The following is a 16,429-nucleotide window of genomic DNA, read 5'->3' as shown; positions in this document are numbered from 1 at the left end:
CAGCCGGTTGAACTTTTTGTAAGGATACTTTTCACACCGGTCCCAAGCGTCCAATACGTTGCAAAAGCGTAATACGCGCCACCGCCGTCGGTCCCTTGGGGAGAGGCCGACGATCAAAGAAAACATAAATCGGGGACCCGACGCATGACCTTTCGCCACCTGATGCTCGCCAGCGCCGCCACCGGCCTGTTCACCCTGCCCTCCTTCGCGCAGACCAGCGCGGCGCCTGCCGCCGAAGATTCCGAAACCATCATCGTCACCGGCACCCGCCGCGTTGACCGCACCGTCGCCGATTCGCCCGTCCCCATCGATGTCATCGGCAGCGAGGCGCTGCGCAGCAGCGGCTTCACCGAAACCAACCGCGTGCTGAACCAGCTCGTTCCCAGCTTCAACTTCCCGCAACCCTCCATCACCGACGGCACCGACGTGATCCGCCCCGCCACCCTGCGCGGCCTGTCACCGGACCAGACGCTCGTCCTCATCAATGGCAAGCGGCGCCACACCACCGCGCTCCTCAATATCAACGGCTCGGTCGGGCGGGGATCGGCCGCGGTCGACATCAACCTCATCCCCTCCATCGCGATCGAGCGCGTCGAGGTGCTGCGCGACGGTGCCGCCGCGCAATATGGCTCGGACGCCATCGCCGGTGTCATCAACTTCCAGCTTTCCCGCAAGCGAGAGGGTGGCTCGATCAGCGTCACCTATGGCCAGTATGAAACCACCATGGACGGCACCCGCGACGTTACCGGCATCGCCCGCGACGCCGGTGGCAACCCCATCCTGCAACCCAACTCCACCGGCAGCGCCAGCTTCTTCCAGCTGACCGACACCGGCAAGGACCGCAAGGCCAGCGACGGCAAGACCACCACCATCACCGGCAACATCGGCCTGCCCATCGGCGCCGAGGGTTTCGTCAACATCAGCGCCGAGTATCGCGACCGCGGCGCCACCAACCGCACCGCCGCCGACCCGCGCCGCTATTACGGCCTTGCCGGCACGCCGCTCGACCCGAAGGAACTGACGCTCAACCGCTTCACCCACCGCTATGGTGACGCGAAGACCGAGGATGTGCTGGTGTTCGTCAACGCCGGCCTGCCCGTCGGCGAGGCGCTCGAGCTCTATGCCTTCGGCAGCTATGGCCATCGCGACGGCGAAAGCGCGGCCTTCTATCGCCTGCCCAACGAAACCCGCACCGCCACCGTCATCTACCCCGATGGTTTCCTGCCGCTCATCACCACCAAGCTGAAGGATTACAGCATCACCGGTGGCGTCAAGGGCGATGTCGGCCCCGTGAAGATGGATTTTTCGCTCGGCTATGCCCGCAACGAATTCGATTTCCTCATCAAGAACACCGCCAACGCCTCGCTTGGCCCCAACAGCCCGCGCAACCTCGATTCGGGTGGCCTGCGCTATGACCAGTTCACCGCCAACCTCGACCTGTCCTACAATATCGAGGGGACCAGCTTCGAAAGCCTGACCATCGCCGGCGGTCTCGAATATCGCCGCGAAGGCTATCAACTCCGCGCCGGCGAGCCCGACAGCTACCGCAACGGCGGCGCCCTCGTCGGTGCGATCAACCCGCTTTATGCCGGCACCGCGACCGGCAATACCGGCGCGGCCATCGGCGCCCAGGGCTTCCCCGGCATCCAGCCGCGCATCGCCGGCCAGGACGTCACCCAGCGCCGCACCCGCGACAGCTTCAGCGCCTACGGCGAACTGGATGTCGACATCGCCGACTGGTGGACGGTGCAGCTGGCCGGCCGCTATGAAAAATATTCGGATTTCGGCGACACCTTCAACGGCAAGGCCGCGACCAGCATCAACCTGATCGACGGCATCAAGCTGCGCGCCGCCCTCTCCACCGGCTTCCGCGCCCCCAGCCTGCAACAGCAATTCTTCGCCGCGCAGGCCACCAACAATGTCGGCGGCGTGCTGCTGGAGACCGTCACCCTGCCGGTGGACAGCCCGGTCGCCATCGCCCTCGGCGCTCGGCCGCTCAAGGCGGAGAAATCCACCAGCTACTCGATGGGCGTGGTCTTCACCCCCCTGCCCTCGCTCAGCCTGACCATCGATTACTACAACATCGACATCAACAACCGCATCGTCGTCACGGAAAATCTCCAGGCGACGCGCGACGCCGCCGGCAACCCGACCGGCTCCGACCCCGGCGCGTCCATCGCCCGCATCCTCAACAACGCCGGGTTCAACTCGGTCAATGCCGCGCGTTTCTTCATCAACGGCATCGACACGGTGACGAAGGGCTTCGACGCCGTCGCCACCTGGCGCACCGAGATCGGCGACTCCTCGACGCTGCGCCTGACCGCCGGCTTCAACTATAACGAGACCGAGATCAACGGCCGCCGCGCCAACCCCGGCCCGCTTGCCCAGGTGCCCGGCGTGGTGCTGTTCGGCCGGCAGGAATCGCTGCGCATCGAAAGTGGCCAGCCGCGGACCAAGCTCAACCTCAGCGCCGATTTTGAACGCGAATGGCTGGGTGTCACGCTGCGCGCCAACCGCTATGGCCGCACGCTCGGCGCCGGCGCCGACCCATTCCTCGATGTCAACATGAGCGCCAAATGGCTTTCCGACCTCGAAGTCCGCGTCGAGCCGGTGACCGGCCTGCAACTCGCTGTCGGTGCCAACAACCTGTTCGATGTCTATCCGGATCGTGTGCCGGCCGGGCGCGGTGTCGATCCTGTCACCGGTGCCGCCCGCAACTATGGCGCGACGGCCTATGTCACGCCTTACAGCAGTTTCTCGCCCTTCGGCTTCAACGGCCGCTTCCTCTATGCCCGGGCGACCTACCGCTTCTGATGAAAAGGGGGGCGAAAGCCCCCCGTTTGTCGCGCGTCAGTTGCGGATGGTCGGCCGCAGGATATAGCGGCCGTCACGGAATTCCCCGAACAGCTGGTGCACGGCCGGATGCCGCACAGGTTCCTCCTCGTCATCCAGCACCAGATTCTGCTGGCTGACATAGGCGACATAGGCGCTGTCGTCATTCTCCGCGAGCAGGTGGTAGAAGGGCTGGTCCTTGCTCGGCCGCACCTCCTCGGGGATCGCCTGCCACCATTCCTCGGTGTTGGCGAACTCCGCATCGACATCGAAGATCACACCGCGGAACGGGAAGACGCGGTGCCGCACCACGTCGCCGATACCGAACTTGGCCTCAGCCAGCTTGAAAGGGATGGGGGCGCTGTCGCCGCCGGTCGAATCAGGGGTCATGTTCATGCCTTCCATCTCCTCCATATAGGAAAAGCGCACGGCAGAAAAAGGGCATCGCATCGGCCACCAGTTTCAACCTTGGCAAATCTCTGCCCAGCCGCTATGCGGCCTCTCCCGACCCGGCCCGATTTTCGCGGAGAGGTGCCAGAGAGGTCGATTGGGACAGTCTCGAAAACTGTTGTGGGTGCAAGCTCACCGTGGGTTCGAATCCCACCCTCTCCGCCAACGGCCCTTTGATTGATCCAGCAGCCACCAGCGATCTCCCTGTATTTTCGTGCCGCTGACGCGGCTGTCCGTGCATCGAACTGCCGCGCCCGCACGGTTCCGTATCCACGCAGCCTCCTGGACATGGGACTAGCCGAGAATCCACCTCATGGATCATATTATATTGCGGTATAACAATATTTTAGGATGAGTTTTTTATTGACTACTCTTCGTCCACGCCTCTTTCAGAAGGACCGGGCAGGAAAATTTTTCCTGCGGACTCGGTCAGAGAGATGGACTAATTGACTTCTGGTCAATTAACTCATATCCAAGTCACCAATAGGGGAGGATCTATGACCAGTCAGATTACACGCACCACCAGGGCATCCATCTTCGCCGTTGGCGCTGCCCTGCTGGCGGCGCCCGTTTGGGGCCAGGCAGCGGCGCCTCAGCCAGGCACAAGCGCTGCCGAGGACCTCGGTTCGCGAGACGAGATCGTGGTCACCGCGCGCAAGCGCCAGGAAAATGTGCAGGATGTGCCGATCGCGATCACTGCGCTGGGCGCGGCGCAGCTGGAAGCGGCCAGGATCGAGGATGGCAAGGACCTGCAGTTTAACATTCCGAACGTGACCTTCTCCGCCAATCGCAACGTCACCATCCGCGGCGTCGGCTCCCAGTCGTTCGGCGGCACCAGCGACACCAACATCGGCGTCATCTTCAACAGCGTGTTCCTACAGTCGGGCAGCTCCTTCGGTGACTTCTTCGACATGGAACGAATCGAAGTCCTGCGCGGACCGCAGGGAACCCTGTTCGGACGCAACACCACCGGGGGGGTGATCGCCTATGTCACCCGCCGGCCGACCGACAGTTTCGAGGGATATGTGAATGTCCAGGGCGACCTTCCGCGCGGCGTCCGGGCGGACGGCGCCATCAATTTCGTGATCGCGCCCGGCCTGTCACAGCGCTTCGCGGCCAGCTACATCAACCGGCGCGGCTACACCCGCAACCTGCTTACCGGCAAGGATGTCGATGGCCGCAACCAGTACACGCTGCGGTCAAGCACCCGCTTCGCGCCCTCGTCCGATACCACGATCGACCTGACGCTCAGCTATTTCCACGAGAATTCCAACCGGCAGAATGCGGCGAAGTCCCTGTGCACCCCCGATCCCGCGTTCGGATGTTCGCCCAATTCGGTCTCGACCGCCTTTCCCCAGAATAACTTCGGCATCGATTCGATCTTCCTGCCTGGCGTTGTCCGCCCGGGCACCTATGCCGCGAACCCGGCCGACCTGCGCGAGGTTCGGATCGACATCGATCCGGTCCAGAAGGCCCACGACTTCTTGGGCACGCTGGAAATCAACCAGACGCTGGGCGACTTCACGCTCACGTCGGTGACGGGGTTTCGGGACGGCAAGAACAGCAGCATCCGCGATTTCGACCAGGGCTATCGGCCGAACGCCTTCAATCCGGGCACCTTCGGGTCGCGTGTCGTGCCCAATGATGGCGCGGGCAACGGCGTCCTCACCTACCTGATCGGACCCGGGCAAGCGGTCACCACCACCGACTATCGCGCGGCACAGACCGGCGGCGGCTTTGCCAAGCAGTTCAGCCAGGAAGTGCGCCTGACATCCAACCTGTCCGGCCCGTTCAATTTCATCGTCGGCGCCTTCTACCTCAACGCCCGCGGTGGCGGAAATGTCGAAACATGGCTGCCGGCCAACACCACACGGGGGGCGATCTCGCTGTTCGACACCCGTGTGGGTCGCGTGAAATCCTATGCCGCCTTTGGCGAGGCGAACATCAACATCACGCCAACGCTCAAGCTGACCGCCGGCCTCAGGTTCACCCATGACGACAAGCATATCGAAACGGCGTCGGGCACTTTTGCGCTCGGCCCCTATTTCATCGGCGATGCCTCGTTCGAAAAGCTCACCGGGCGGGCGATCCTGAACTGGAACCCGCGGCTGTCGTTCACCGACGACACCAACCTTTATCTTTCCTTCTCGCGCGGCTTCAAATCCGGCGGATTCAACCCCGGCAACACCACCAGCCCCACCTTCGGCAGCGAAGTGATCGACGCCTATGAGCTTGGCAGCAAGAACGTCCTGCCGGGCGGAATGGGGCGGATCAACATCGCCCTGTTCAACTATGAATATGGCGACCTCATCGTGGGCAACCTGGTCGGCACGTCGGTGGCGAACACGAACATCCCGAAATCGCGGGTGCGCGGCGCCGAGATCGAAGGTGTGCTGACCCCGGTTTCGACGCTGCGGTTCGAGGCGGCGCTTGGCCTGCTGGACACGGAAATCCGCAGCGACTTCCTCTCGACCGATCCCTCGCGGGGCGGTGCCTTCTTCCAGCTGCGCGGCAATCAGCTGCCGAACGCGCCGCGCCGCACGCTGAAGCTGGCGGCCGAATATACCGCCGAGCTCGGCAATGACTGGTCGCTGCGGCCACGGGTGGATTTCTATTCCCAATCGGGCTTTTTCTCGCGTGAGTTCAACGTCGGCGCCGACCGCGTCGGCACCTGGCAGCAGCTGGACCTGTCGGTCCAGCTCGCGAGCTCGCGGCGCGGGGTGACGCTCACCGGCTTCGTCAAGAATGTGCTGAATGACGATGCGATCACCTTCCTGGAAACAAACTCGAACCTCGTCGGCAGCTTCCGCAGCGCCTTCCTCCTCGATCCACGAACCTTCGGGCTGGCGCTGAACGTCGGTTTTCGGTGATGCGATCGCCGGTTGTTGCGGCTGCGGCCCTGTCCCAGCCGGTTTCGCCTCCGCGCCCTGGACCTGCCGGAGAATGTCGGTGACAAAAGCCTTGTTCGATCTGGAGGGCCATGTCGCGCTGGTCACGGGCGGCAACGGCGGCCTGGGCCTGGCAATGGCGAAAGGCCTGTCCCGGTGCGGTGCCAGCATCGCGATCTGGGGGCGGAGCGACGCCAAGAATGCAGCGGCATGCGCGGAGCTGGGCGCGTCCGGCGCCACGGTCAGAAGCTATATCGCCGACGTGACCGACCCCGCATCGAGCGCCGCGGCGTTCGAACGGACGATCGACGATTTCGGCACGATCCACAGCTGCTTCGCCAACGCCGGCGGCTCCGGTGCCCGCGGCCCGTTCGGCAGCAGCAGCGCCGCCGACTGGAACGGCGTCATCGCGCTCAACCTCACCAGCGTCGTCGACACGTTCCGGCTGGCAACGCGGCACTGGCAGGCACGCGCGGCCGGCGGCAAGCTGATCGTCACATCCTCGATCGCCGCCGCGCTCGGCCTGCCCATGGCGGCGGGCTATTGCACGACGAAGGCGGCTGTATCCGGGCTGGTCCGGGCATTGGCCGTCGAATTGGGGCCGGCCGGCATCCGCGCCAATGCGATCCTCCCCGGCTTCATCGAGACCGAGATGTCGCTGAAGACGCCGCAGGCCTTCCAGGATGCCTGCCGGCGCCGGGCCGTGTCGGGCGAGATCGGCAAATTGAGCGACATGGAGGGGATAGCGGTCTATCTCGCGTCGCCGGCAAGCGATTTCATGACCGGCCAATCCATCGTGCTCGATGGCGGTCATTCCATCTTCCCCTTCTAAGGAGCATGGCGGGTTGAACGGCCGCACCATCACCACCGCCCAGATGATCGCGTTCGGCACCATCCAGCTGCCGCTGGGCGCCATCGGGCTGCCGATCGCCATCTACCTGGCACCGCTCTATTCGGGCCAGTTCGGCCTGGCACTGCAACTGATCGGTGTGGCGTTGATCATCGCGCGCTTCTCGGACTTCGTCACCGATCCCATCATCGGCATCCTCACCGACCGCTGGCGCCCTGCCATCGGCCGGCGCCGCATCTGGCTGCTGCTCGGCACCATCGTCATGATGATCGGCGTTTTCCTGCTGTTCCGGCCCTTTCCGGGCGTCGGCATCGTCTATTTCGTGTCCGCGGTGTCGACGGTCTATCTCGGCTACACCATGATCCTGCTTCCCTACGCCGCCTGGTCCGCCGAACTGTCGCCGGACTATCATGTGCGCACCCGGATCAGCTCGATCTCGCAGTTTTTCAGCATCCTCGGCCTGATCGCCTCCACCCTGATTCCCGCCTATGTCCAGTCCCGCCCCGGGGCGACGAGCGCCGACGTGATGGCCGCGATCAGCCTGTTCGTTCTCATCATGCTGCCACTGACCGCGACCATCCTGTTCCTGACCGTGCCCGAACCCGAGGCCCCCATCCGCCGCACCCGCTTCGACCTTCGCGCCACGCTTCGCACGCTGGCCTCCAACCGTCCCTTCGTCCGCATCACGCTCGTTCTGCTGGTGGCCACCACCGGCGAAGTGTTCCGCCAGACGATCACCGTCTTCTTCGCGCGCGACGTGGTCGGGGTCACCAACATCGGCATCGTCTATTTCTTCTATTTCGCCGCCGCGCTGGTGATGGTTCCCGCCTGGACATGGCTGGCAAGGCGGGTGGAAAAACATCGCGCGCTGACGCTGGCGCTCGTCATCGTGGCGATGACCAACGCCTGCATGTTCCTGGTCGGCCAGGGGCAGACGGTGCTGTTCACCGCCCTGTTCGTGCTGAAGGGCGCCTGCTACGGCGCGGTGCTGCTCCTGCCGCACGCGATGGTGGCCGACACGGTTGACATTGATACGGCGCAGACGCTGGACCGGCAGCAGGGCATATTCTACGCGGCCATCGCCATGGTCCAGAAAATGGGCTATGCGCTGGGGGCCGGCCTGCCCCTCCTCATCCTCGGCGCGGCCAGCTACAGATCGGCGGGCGAAACGCAACCGGAGCCCTTGTTTGTGCTGACCGTCAGCTACAGCCTCGTGCCGGCCGTGCTGGTGCTCTGCGCCGCCGCCATGGCTTGGAACTATCCCCTGACCGCCGACAGGCAACGCCAGCTTCGGGACGAGATCGACGCCCGGACAGCCGACGCGACCGCGGGCCCATGAGATGATCGCGGGCATCCACCACAGCGGGCTTGCCGTGCGTGACCTCGATCGCGCCATCGCCTTCTATCGGACCTTCGGCGCCTTCGAGGTTTGCGACCGCTTCGCCATCACCGACAGCGTCGGGCACCGCCAGCTGCTGGCATTGGCGGATGCGACCGCCGAGGCGGCGTTGTTGCGCGGCACGCTCGGCTGCCTGATGCTGATGGCCTTTCCCGGCAGCGCGCAGGAGCCTCCCATTGTTCACGGCGTATCGCAATCGGGCATCCGCCACATCTGCCTGCAGACCGTGATCGATGACGCCTTTTTCGACGCCATGCTGGCCGCGGGCGCGAGCAGCCACGCGCGCCCGTCAGGCCTGGGCACCGGCAACAGCTACGCCTACATCCGCGATCCCGAAGGCAATGTGCTGGAGCTGGAGGGTGTCCCCTGGGCGACCCCGGCAGCCACGACCCCCTGGTACGCGCACAGTGCGGTCGTCACTCCCGACATCGACCGGTTGACCGAATTCTACGCGATGCTGACAGGCGCCACCGTGCATCGGCGCGGCAGCTTCGGCCCGGACCGCAAGTTCGACATCGTCGCCGGGATCGAGGGCGTACGCTTCCATGGCGCCTGGATGCGCCTGGCCAATGCCGAGCTGGAGTTCTGGCAATATCTGCATCCGGCCTCCCTGCCCACGGTACCGCACGTCATCAGCACGCCGGGCTGGAGCCACCTGTGTTTCGAAAGCACCGACATTGCCGCCGATCGCGACCGGCTGGCACAGGCGGGCGTCCCGCTGTTCGGACCGCCGCAACGCCTGGGCGGCGCCATCATGGCGTTCGGGCGCGATCCCGACGGCAACCTGTTCGCCCTGCTGGAACCTGTTTCCGGCAGGGCCGGTCCAACCGTCGCCGCCATGCGGGCATCGGCGGAGGCGGTGGCGATCGAGACGGCGAGAGGCACGCGGACCCCGGCCGGCATTCATCCATGACCGCGCTCGCCGCCAGCCCGCCCCTGCCGGCGCCGGTCACGGCATCCATGGTCGATGCGGCCGGGCTGGCCATGCATGTCATTCAGGCCGGCAGCGGCGCACCGATTGTCCTGCTCCACGGCTTCCCCGATCACGCCGCTGCCTGGCGACCGTTGATCGATCAGCTTTCGGCCGACCATCGCGTCATCGCGCCCGACCTTCGCGGCTACAACCTGACCGAAAGGCCGCTTGCGATCGATGCCTATCGCCCGGCCGCGCTGATCGGCGACATCATCGGGCTACTCGACGCGCTGGACCTGCGGCAGGCGATCCTGTGCGGGCATGACTGGGGCGGCGTGCTCGCGGCCTGGGTGGCGATGACCCATCCTGACCGGGTGGCGGGCCTCGTGCTGATCAACGCGCCGCCGCCGAACCTGCTGCAGACGATGATCTGGGACGATCCCGGCCAGCGCGCTGCCTCGCAGTATATCGCCTTCCTGCAGTCGGCCGCGGCCGATGCCCCGATGCAGGAGGCCCATGTCGAGGCGCTGTTGACGCGCTTCCTGGGCAGGGACATCGCCGCCGGGCAGCTGACGCCCGCCGACGTGGAGAGTTACCGCACGGCATGGACCCGGCCCGGCGTCTGGCAGGCCATGCTCGCCTGGTATCGCGCCTCGCCCTTCCATTGTCCGCCGGCTGACGAAACGGCGCCGTCGCGCCGCTGGACCACCACGCTGCCAGCCCGCATCGAGCGGCCGGTGCAACTGATCTGGGGCGCACGGGACCGTGTATTCGTGCCGGCGATGCCCGAACGCATCGCCGCCATGTGCCACGATGCGTCGGTCGCCATCCTGCCGGATGCCGGCCATGTTCCCCACCGGGCGGATCCCGCACGCTGCGCCGGGATCATCCGGGCGTTCCGCGCGCGGCTGCCGGCATGACTTCAGGAGGATCCATGACCATCGCCAGCCAACCGCTCGCAGGCCGGATCGCGGTCGTCACTGGTGCTGCGCGCGGCATCGGCCTTGCCGCGGCCCGCACGCTGGTCGAGCGCGGCGCGCGGGTCGTCGCCGTCGACCTGCGGGATGCCGATCATGGCGCCCTCCACGAATTGGGGGCCGCGAATGTCCTCGTCGTTCACGGCGATGTCGCGCGGGCGCCGGATTGGCACCGCGTGGTCGCGGACGCCACCGCCTGGGGCGGCCGGATCGACATCCTGTTCAACAATGCCGGAATCTCGGGCGCGATCGCCGATGTCATCGATTATCCCGAGGACGCGTTCGACCAGGTGATGGCCGTGAACGTCCGCGGCGTCTTCCTGGGGCTGAAAATCGTCGGCGCGGTGATGAAGGCGCAGGGCCAGGGCGTGATCGTCAACACCTCGTCCGTGTCGGGCTTCGGCGGCAGCGGCAACATCTTCGGCTATTCGGCCAGCAAATTTGCCGTGAACGGCATGACCAAATCCGCGGCGATTGCCCTGGCGCGCTTCGGCGTCCGCGTGCTGGCGATCTGCCCCAGCCCCACCGCCACCGAAATGATGTTCCAGCTCGAACGCCGCCTGTCCCCCGATGCGCCGGAGGCGGCGCGGCCGGCCTTGGCGCAGGGCACGCCGATGCAGCGCTATGGCACCCCCGAAGAAGTGGCCGAAGTGCTGGCCTTTCTGGTCAGCGATGCGGCATCGTTCATGACCGGCGCGCTTGTTCCCGTCGATGGCGGCACGCTGGCGAAGTAGCGCCGCATGCTACTCCGCCGGTTCGCGCCGCTTCCCCTTGCCCGCCGCCGTGGCGCGCACCTTGTGGCTTTTCCCGGCCGTCACCGCACGGACGATATCCACGGTCGGTGCCGCGGCGGGCGTGCGCCGTTGCAGCGGCTGGTGCCGCGCGACATGCTCCCGCTTCAGTTCGTAAAAAGTGCCCAGGATCATCGACACCGTCAGCGTCTCAAGCGCCGCGCGGCTGAGATTGTGGTGCAGCAGGAAGGCGCCGGCCGCGGAGGGCAGCCCAAAGCTGATTTCGGTCGCGGCATAGGCGACCTCGCGCGGAAGGTCGAACTGGTCGATCACGATTTCCGCCAGATAGTCCACCGCCACTTCCCGTCCGAATTGGGTCGGGTCATGCAGGGTCGACACCGAAGGTTCGGCCTGCAACCGCTCGATGATCAGGCCACGCTCCTCGATATATTTCAGATACTCATGGGTGACCGCGCGAACCAGCCCCTCGAATGTCTCCGCCCCCTCGGCGGCGGCCGCCTGCAGGCGGCGCAACCGCCGCATCTCGCGTTGCAACAGCTGTCGCAGCAGGTCGGTCAGGCTGGGAAAATAGGCATAGACCAGCGATTTGCTCACCCCTGCCTCACGACCGATCCGGTCCATCGAGAGTTTGGCAATCCCCTCGGACGCGATCAGTTCGGCGGTGCAGTCCAGAATCAGGCTCTGCCGCTTCTGCGGATGCAGCCGGACCTGCTTTCGGGTGACGGGCGCGGAGGACATGCACCCATCCCTAGCACAGCATCGCCATGGTGCCAGCAGCACCGCCGATTCCCTGTTGACAGTTTTTCGAACAGCGGCCCAGACGGGATGATGACTCCCGCGCATGATCCGGACGCAGGCGCGTCCCGTTCCGTACCTCCCGTCCCCGCTATGCAAGGGATGTCCGGCGCCGATGGTTGATCCCCGCCAGTCCCCCAAGCTGCTTCGGCTGCGGGGCGCCGGCTGGACCTTGCTGCTCGACGCCAGCCGCGAGGGCCTGCCCCGGCTGCTGCATCTCGGCCCCACCCTGCCCGACGACCCCGACCTTGCGCATGCGCTGGCCCCGCACGCCACCGGCAACCAGCCCGACGCGCCCGCCGGACCGACGATCTGGCCCGCGGGAGTCCAGTCGGAAGGGCGCGCACCGGCCGTTATCGTCGACGGCCTGTCCGGGCCGCTCGACCTGGTGTCCATCCATGCCGGCGAAACGATGATCGAGCTGACCGCGCGTCAGGCGTCCGTCGAACTCGTTATCCAGCTTGTGGCCGACGGACCGCTGCTGCGGTCACGCGCGACACTGCGCAACACCGGCGACACCCCGCTGCTGCTGCGATGGCTTGCCAGCCTGGCCTTGCCGCTGCCGGCTTGGGCGGTGCGGCGAACGCTGTTCGACGGCCGCTGGAGCGCGGAGTGGCAGGCCCATGACATGGACGTGCCGCCCGGCCTGCACGAACAATGCGCGCGCGATGCCAGGCCGGGCTTCGGTGGCGGCCAGTGGCTGCTGTTGGGCGATGGCGGCGAGCGCTGGCTGGGCGCCCATCTCGCGTGGAGCGGCGGTCACCGGGGCCTGACCGACGCCGGGGCGGAACGACCGGCCATGCTCCAGCTGGGGGCGTGGCTGGGGGACGACGGAACGACGCTGGCGGCGGGCGCGGCCTGGACTTCGCCCGAAGCCCTGCTCGCCCTGTCGGGGGACGGCCGGGCAACCATCGCGCAAGCCTTTCATGCCGAGGCGCGACGTCGCGTGCCCCCGCGCCCCCGCCCGGTGCATTTCAACAGCTGGGAAGCGGCCTGGTTCGACGTGTCGGCGCCGCGCGCCATGGCGCTGGCAGAGGCAGCCGCGGCCCTGGGCTGTGAACGTTTCGTGCTGGATGATGGCTGGTTCCGCGGCCGGCACGATGCCTCCGGCGGGCTGGGGGACTGGACGCCATGCCCGGTGAAATTTCCCGACGGGCTGCACCCGCTCATCGCGCATGTCGAGGCGCTGGGAATGGACTTCGGGCTGTGGGTCGAACCCGAGATGGCGAGCCCCGGCGCCGCGCTGCTCGCGGCCCACCCCGACTGGGCGCTCCCGACCCCGCTGCATCGGCATCAGCTCGCGCTCGATCTCGCGCGGGCCGACGTGCGCGCGCATCTTTTCAGCAGCCTCGACCGGCTGCTCGGGGAAAACCGCATCCGCTATCTGAAGTGGGACCATAACCGGCCGGTGGTGGCACCGGACCCCGATGCCCATGCCCGGGGGGCACGCGAGCTGATCGCCCGGGTCGCGGCCGCGCACCCCGACGTCATGATCGAAGGCTGTGCCAGCGGCGGCGGGCGGATCGCCTTCGACCTTATCGGCGACATGGCGCGCTTCTGGCCGAGTGATTCAAGCGATCCCGCGGTGCGTCTCGCCATGCTGCGCCCGGCATCGCTGTTCCTCCCGCCCGAGCTGCTGGGCACGCACGTGGCGGCTTCCCCGAACCCGATCACGGGCGGCGCCCATGCGATGGACTTCCGCGCCAAGGTCGCCCTGTTCGGTCACATGGGCGTGGAAGCCGATCCGGCGAAACTGGCCGACAGGGAACGGGACGTGCTGCGCGCGGCGATCGCGCTCCACAAACGCTTCCGGCCGATCACCGGCGCCGGCAAGGTGCACTGGCCGCAGCATCCCGACCCGGCGGTTCTGGGCCAGATGGCCATCCTGCCCGATGGCGGCGCCGCCGTGGCGCTGGTGGCTCGGGCCGGCCGGCCGGCGGCGGCCCAGGCGCCGCCCACCCGCTTCCCGGGCCTGCTGCCCGACGGGCTCTATCGGGTCGAACTTCCGAAGCCTTGGCCGCGCGCGAGCAGGCTGCTGGCATCGCCCGAACGGTGGCGCGAAGGCTTCGTGCTCAGCGGCTCGGCCCTGGCGGGGGCTGGACTGCGCCTTCCCTTCGGCAGCGCGGATACCGCCTGGGTGGTCGGCTTTCAGCGGCTGCCCGAAACCCGTCGCTGACCGGGGGCAGGAACGCAGCCGTCAACCCGGCTGCAACGCTGCGATCTCGGCCATGAAATTGGGCTGGCCGGTGTGGGCGCCGGCGCCGCCGTCCGCCACGATCACCGATCCGGTGATATAAGAGGCCGCGTCCGAGGCCAGGAAGGCGATCACCTCGGCCATCTCCTCCGCCCGCCCGGCCCGGCCCAGCGGGATGGCGCGCGTCCACTTCTCCATCAATCCGGGAATGGCGGCCAGCGGCGCCGCCAGCGGCGTATCGATCAGGCCGGGGCACAGCGCGTTCACCCGGATGCCGTCCTTGCCATGGTCGATCGCCAGCACGCGGCTGAGGTTGATGACCGCCGCCTTCGCCACATTGTAGACGGCAAAGCCATAATCGGCGGCCAGGCCCGACAGCGACGCCGTGTTGACGATCACGCCCCCCCTGCCCTCCGCCCGGAACGCCGCGCGCATCGCCGGCACCGCCACGCGGCAGGCGTGATAGACGGCGTCCAGATCCACCGCCATCACCTTGCGCCATTGCGCCGGGTCGAGGTCCGGCACCTCCCCCAGGCTGCCGATGCCGGCATTGTTCACCAGGATGTCCAGCCGCCCCTCGCGGGCCAGCAGGTCATGCACCATCGCTTCCGCCGCCGCCATGTCGGAAAGGTCGGCGGCATGGAAATGCCCCCCGATGCCAGCCGCCACCTCGGCGCCGCTGCTGCTCTCCAGGTCGACGATCGTCACCCGCGCGCCCTCCCCTGCCAGCAGCCGCGCCGTGGCGGCACCGATGCCGGAGGCGCCGCCGGTGACCAGCGCGGTTCGGGACTGGAAGCGTAAGGTCATCGCAACACCTTTCTGCGGGTCTGAACTAGACGGCGGCGGATTGCAGGCGCGCGCGCAGCGCCGCCTGCGCCGCGCGGTCGATGGGAAAGCGCCACATCAGCGCAACGATGCCCAGGTTGCACAGGATCGGCAAGCCGACGAACATCGCCGCCAGCCAGCCCAGCGCCACCGCGTCATTGGCGCCGTTCGGGTTGAACCCCGCCAGCGCCAGCGCCGGGAACAGCAGGCCCACCGGCAGGGCATAGCCGATCTTGTTGGTCATCGACATCAGCGCGAAGAACAGCCCGGTGCGCTGCTCCCCCGTCCGGCTGCGGTCCAGGTCGACCACGTCCGCCAGGATCGCCCGGTCCAGGAAGGGCGGCGCGCCGAACGCAATGCCGGTCGCCAGATAGAAGAGCGCGAGCAGGCCGTGCCGCCCTTCCGGGACCAGCAGCACCAGCGCGAAAGCCGCGATGTTGAGCAGGGCCGAGGCCGCGACCGCGCGATGCTTGCCCACGCGATAGCTGAGCCGCAGCCACAGCGGGACGCCGACGAGCGAGCCGACGAAGGTCAGCAGCAGCAGCACGCCGGGATCGATCGGTACGCCGAACAGCTGCATCGCGCCCTGCAGGCGGAACAGCTGCGTGGTCACGTAAACGAACAGCCCGCTGGCGATGCCGTTGGACAGGCCGGCGAGCAGGTCGACCGCCAGCACCCGCAGCAGCGGCGGGTTGGCCAGCACCAGCTTCATCGCCTCGGCCCAGGTCGGCTCCGTCCCCGTGCGCGCCGGCGCCGGCCGCTCCCTTGCCACCAGCACGCTCAGCAGCACCGTCACCGGCAGCAGCACGGCGGTGTAGATCCCCATTGCCTGCACCTTCTGTTCCAGGCTGGTCTCGCCGGCCACCGCGCCGGCCACGATGGGCGCCACCAGCACCAGCAGCAGCCCCGCCAGGTACACCGTCGTCACCTTGCCCTGGATCGCCGAGCGCTGGTCATAATCGTCGGACAGCTCCGCCGCCCAGGCGATGTGGCACAGGTGGATCAACGTCCACCAGACATAGATGAAGAACAGCCAGAACAGCAGATAGCCCGCCCCCGCCCCCTGCGGCGGAAAACAGATCGCCACCGCGGACAGCGCCATCAGCGGCGCCGACACCACCATCCACACCTTGCGCCGCCCCCAGCGGGTGGGAAATCGGTCGGTCGCCCAGCCGAACACGCCATCGGTCAGCACGTCCCAGAAGCGCGTGATCATGAAGATGAGGCCGGTGGCGGTCAGCCCCAGCCCCAGCGGCCCGGCGTAATAGGCCGGCAGATAGATGACGATCGGCAGCCCCAGCGTCGCCAGCGCCAGCTGCGGCGAGGCGAACAGGAAGAAGCGAAAACCCCTTGGCGGCCCCGGATCACGGTCGTCGGCGGTGGGCTGCATGGCGACCTTCCCTCAGCATGTGGCCGGTGCGCCGGCGCGATTTTACATTGATGGCCGTTGCACACTTGAAATGCAACTTCACTTGTGGGACGGTCGCGGGTGAAAGGGCGGTTGACCGGGCGATATGATCCGGCACCCGCCACGGCCCGGCCGGGATCGCCCGG

Annotated in this window: 12 protein-coding genes and 1 tRNA gene; 9 read left to right on the top strand and 4 right to left on the bottom strand. The window is 67.0% G+C overall.

Translation table 11 applies throughout. The annotated features are described in order from the left end of the window. Positions 1–144 precede the first annotated feature (144 nt). Entirely contained in the window at positions 145–2,814 is a 2,670-nt protein-coding gene (locus tag H3309_RS07170) for a TonB-dependent receptor plug domain-containing protein (RefSeq protein ID WP_182298059.1), read from the top strand. Positions 2,815–2,850: 36 nt separating this feature from the next. Here the strand turns inward: H3309_RS07170 and hspQ are convergent, their stop codons facing one another. Further along, the gene (hspQ, locus tag H3309_RS07165; RefSeq protein WP_182298558.1) at positions 2,851–3,228 is read right to left on the bottom strand and encodes a heat shock protein HspQ; all 378 of its coding nucleotides are present in this window, start codon (positions 3,226–3,228) and stop codon (positions 2,851–2,853) included. A gap of 129 nt (positions 3,229–3,357) precedes the next feature. Here hspQ and H3309_RS07160 point away from each other — a divergent pair. The 7 genes from H3309_RS07160 to H3309_RS07130 all read left to right on the top strand — a co-directional run bounded on the left by H3309_RS07160 (position 3,358) and on the right by H3309_RS07130 (position 11,043). After that, positions 3,358–3,447: transfer RNA gene (locus tag H3309_RS07160), tRNA-Ser, on the top strand. Between the two features lie 332 nt (positions 3,448–3,779). Next, a complete protein-coding gene (locus H3309_RS07155) occupies positions 3,780–6,152 on the top strand; it encodes a TonB-dependent receptor (protein ID WP_182298048.1) in 2,373 nt (790 codons plus the stop codon). Between the two features lie 79 nt (positions 6,153–6,231). Then, positions 6,232–7,002 (top strand): SDR family NAD(P)-dependent oxidoreductase, encoded by a 771-nt coding sequence (locus H3309_RS07150; RefSeq protein WP_182298047.1) that lies wholly within the window; start codon positions 6,232–6,234, stop codon positions 7,000–7,002. Continuing rightward, a complete protein-coding gene (locus tag H3309_RS07145; RefSeq protein WP_182298046.1) occupies positions 6,974–8,359 on the top strand; it encodes an MFS transporter in 1,386 nt (461 codons plus the stop codon). Before H3309_RS07150 ends, H3309_RS07145 begins: the two co-directional genes overlap by 29 nt. A gap of 1 nt (position 8,360) precedes the next feature. Beyond that, entirely contained in the window at positions 8,361–9,332 is a 972-nt protein-coding gene (locus H3309_RS07140; protein ID WP_182298045.1) for a VOC family protein, read from the top strand. After that, complete coding sequence (locus tag H3309_RS07135) at positions 9,329–10,252, top strand: alpha/beta fold hydrolase (protein WP_182298044.1); 924 nt, start codon at positions 9,329–9,331, stop codon at positions 10,250–10,252. The genes H3309_RS07140 and H3309_RS07135 overlap by 4 nt, the downstream gene beginning before the upstream one ends. 14 nt (positions 10,253–10,266) lie before the next feature. Beyond that, entirely contained in the window at positions 10,267–11,043 is a 777-nt protein-coding gene (locus H3309_RS07130; RefSeq protein ID WP_182298043.1) for an SDR family NAD(P)-dependent oxidoreductase, read from the top strand. Positions 11,044–11,052: 9 nt separating this feature from the next. Here H3309_RS07130 and H3309_RS07125 read toward each other — a convergent pair whose 3' ends face one another. Continuing rightward, positions 11,053–11,799 (bottom strand): TetR/AcrR family transcriptional regulator, encoded by a 747-nt coding sequence (locus H3309_RS07125; RefSeq protein WP_182298042.1) that lies wholly within the window; start codon positions 11,797–11,799, stop codon positions 11,053–11,055. Between the two features lie 172 nt (positions 11,800–11,971). On the opposite strand from H3309_RS07125, the gene H3309_RS07120 reads away from it, so the two are divergent. After that, on the top strand, positions 11,972–14,032 hold the full coding sequence (locus H3309_RS07120; RefSeq protein ID WP_182298041.1) for an alpha-galactosidase: 2,061 nt from the start codon (positions 11,972–11,974) through the stop codon (positions 14,030–14,032). Between the two features lie 21 nt (positions 14,033–14,053). Here the strand turns inward: H3309_RS07120 and H3309_RS07115 are convergent, their stop codons facing one another. Continuing rightward, positions 14,054–14,857, bottom strand: coding sequence for an SDR family NAD(P)-dependent oxidoreductase (locus H3309_RS07115; protein WP_182298040.1), 804 nt, complete (start codon positions 14,855–14,857; stop codon positions 14,054–14,056). 25 nt (positions 14,858–14,882) lie between these two features. Next, positions 14,883–16,265, bottom strand: a complete 1,383-nt coding sequence (locus H3309_RS07110; RefSeq protein WP_182298039.1) for an MFS transporter — start codon at positions 16,263–16,265, stop codon at positions 14,883–14,885. Positions 16,266–16,429 lie beyond the last annotated feature (164 nt).

Origin of the sequence: Sandaracinobacteroides saxicola (genome assembly GCF_014117445.1) — a bacterium.
Classification (GTDB): domain Bacteria; phylum Pseudomonadota; class Alphaproteobacteria; order Sphingomonadales; family Sphingomonadaceae; genus Sandaracinobacteroides_A; species Sandaracinobacteroides_A saxicola.
Note: the sequence above shows the minus strand (reverse complement) of the source record. Positions and strands in the feature narration are given on the sequence as shown.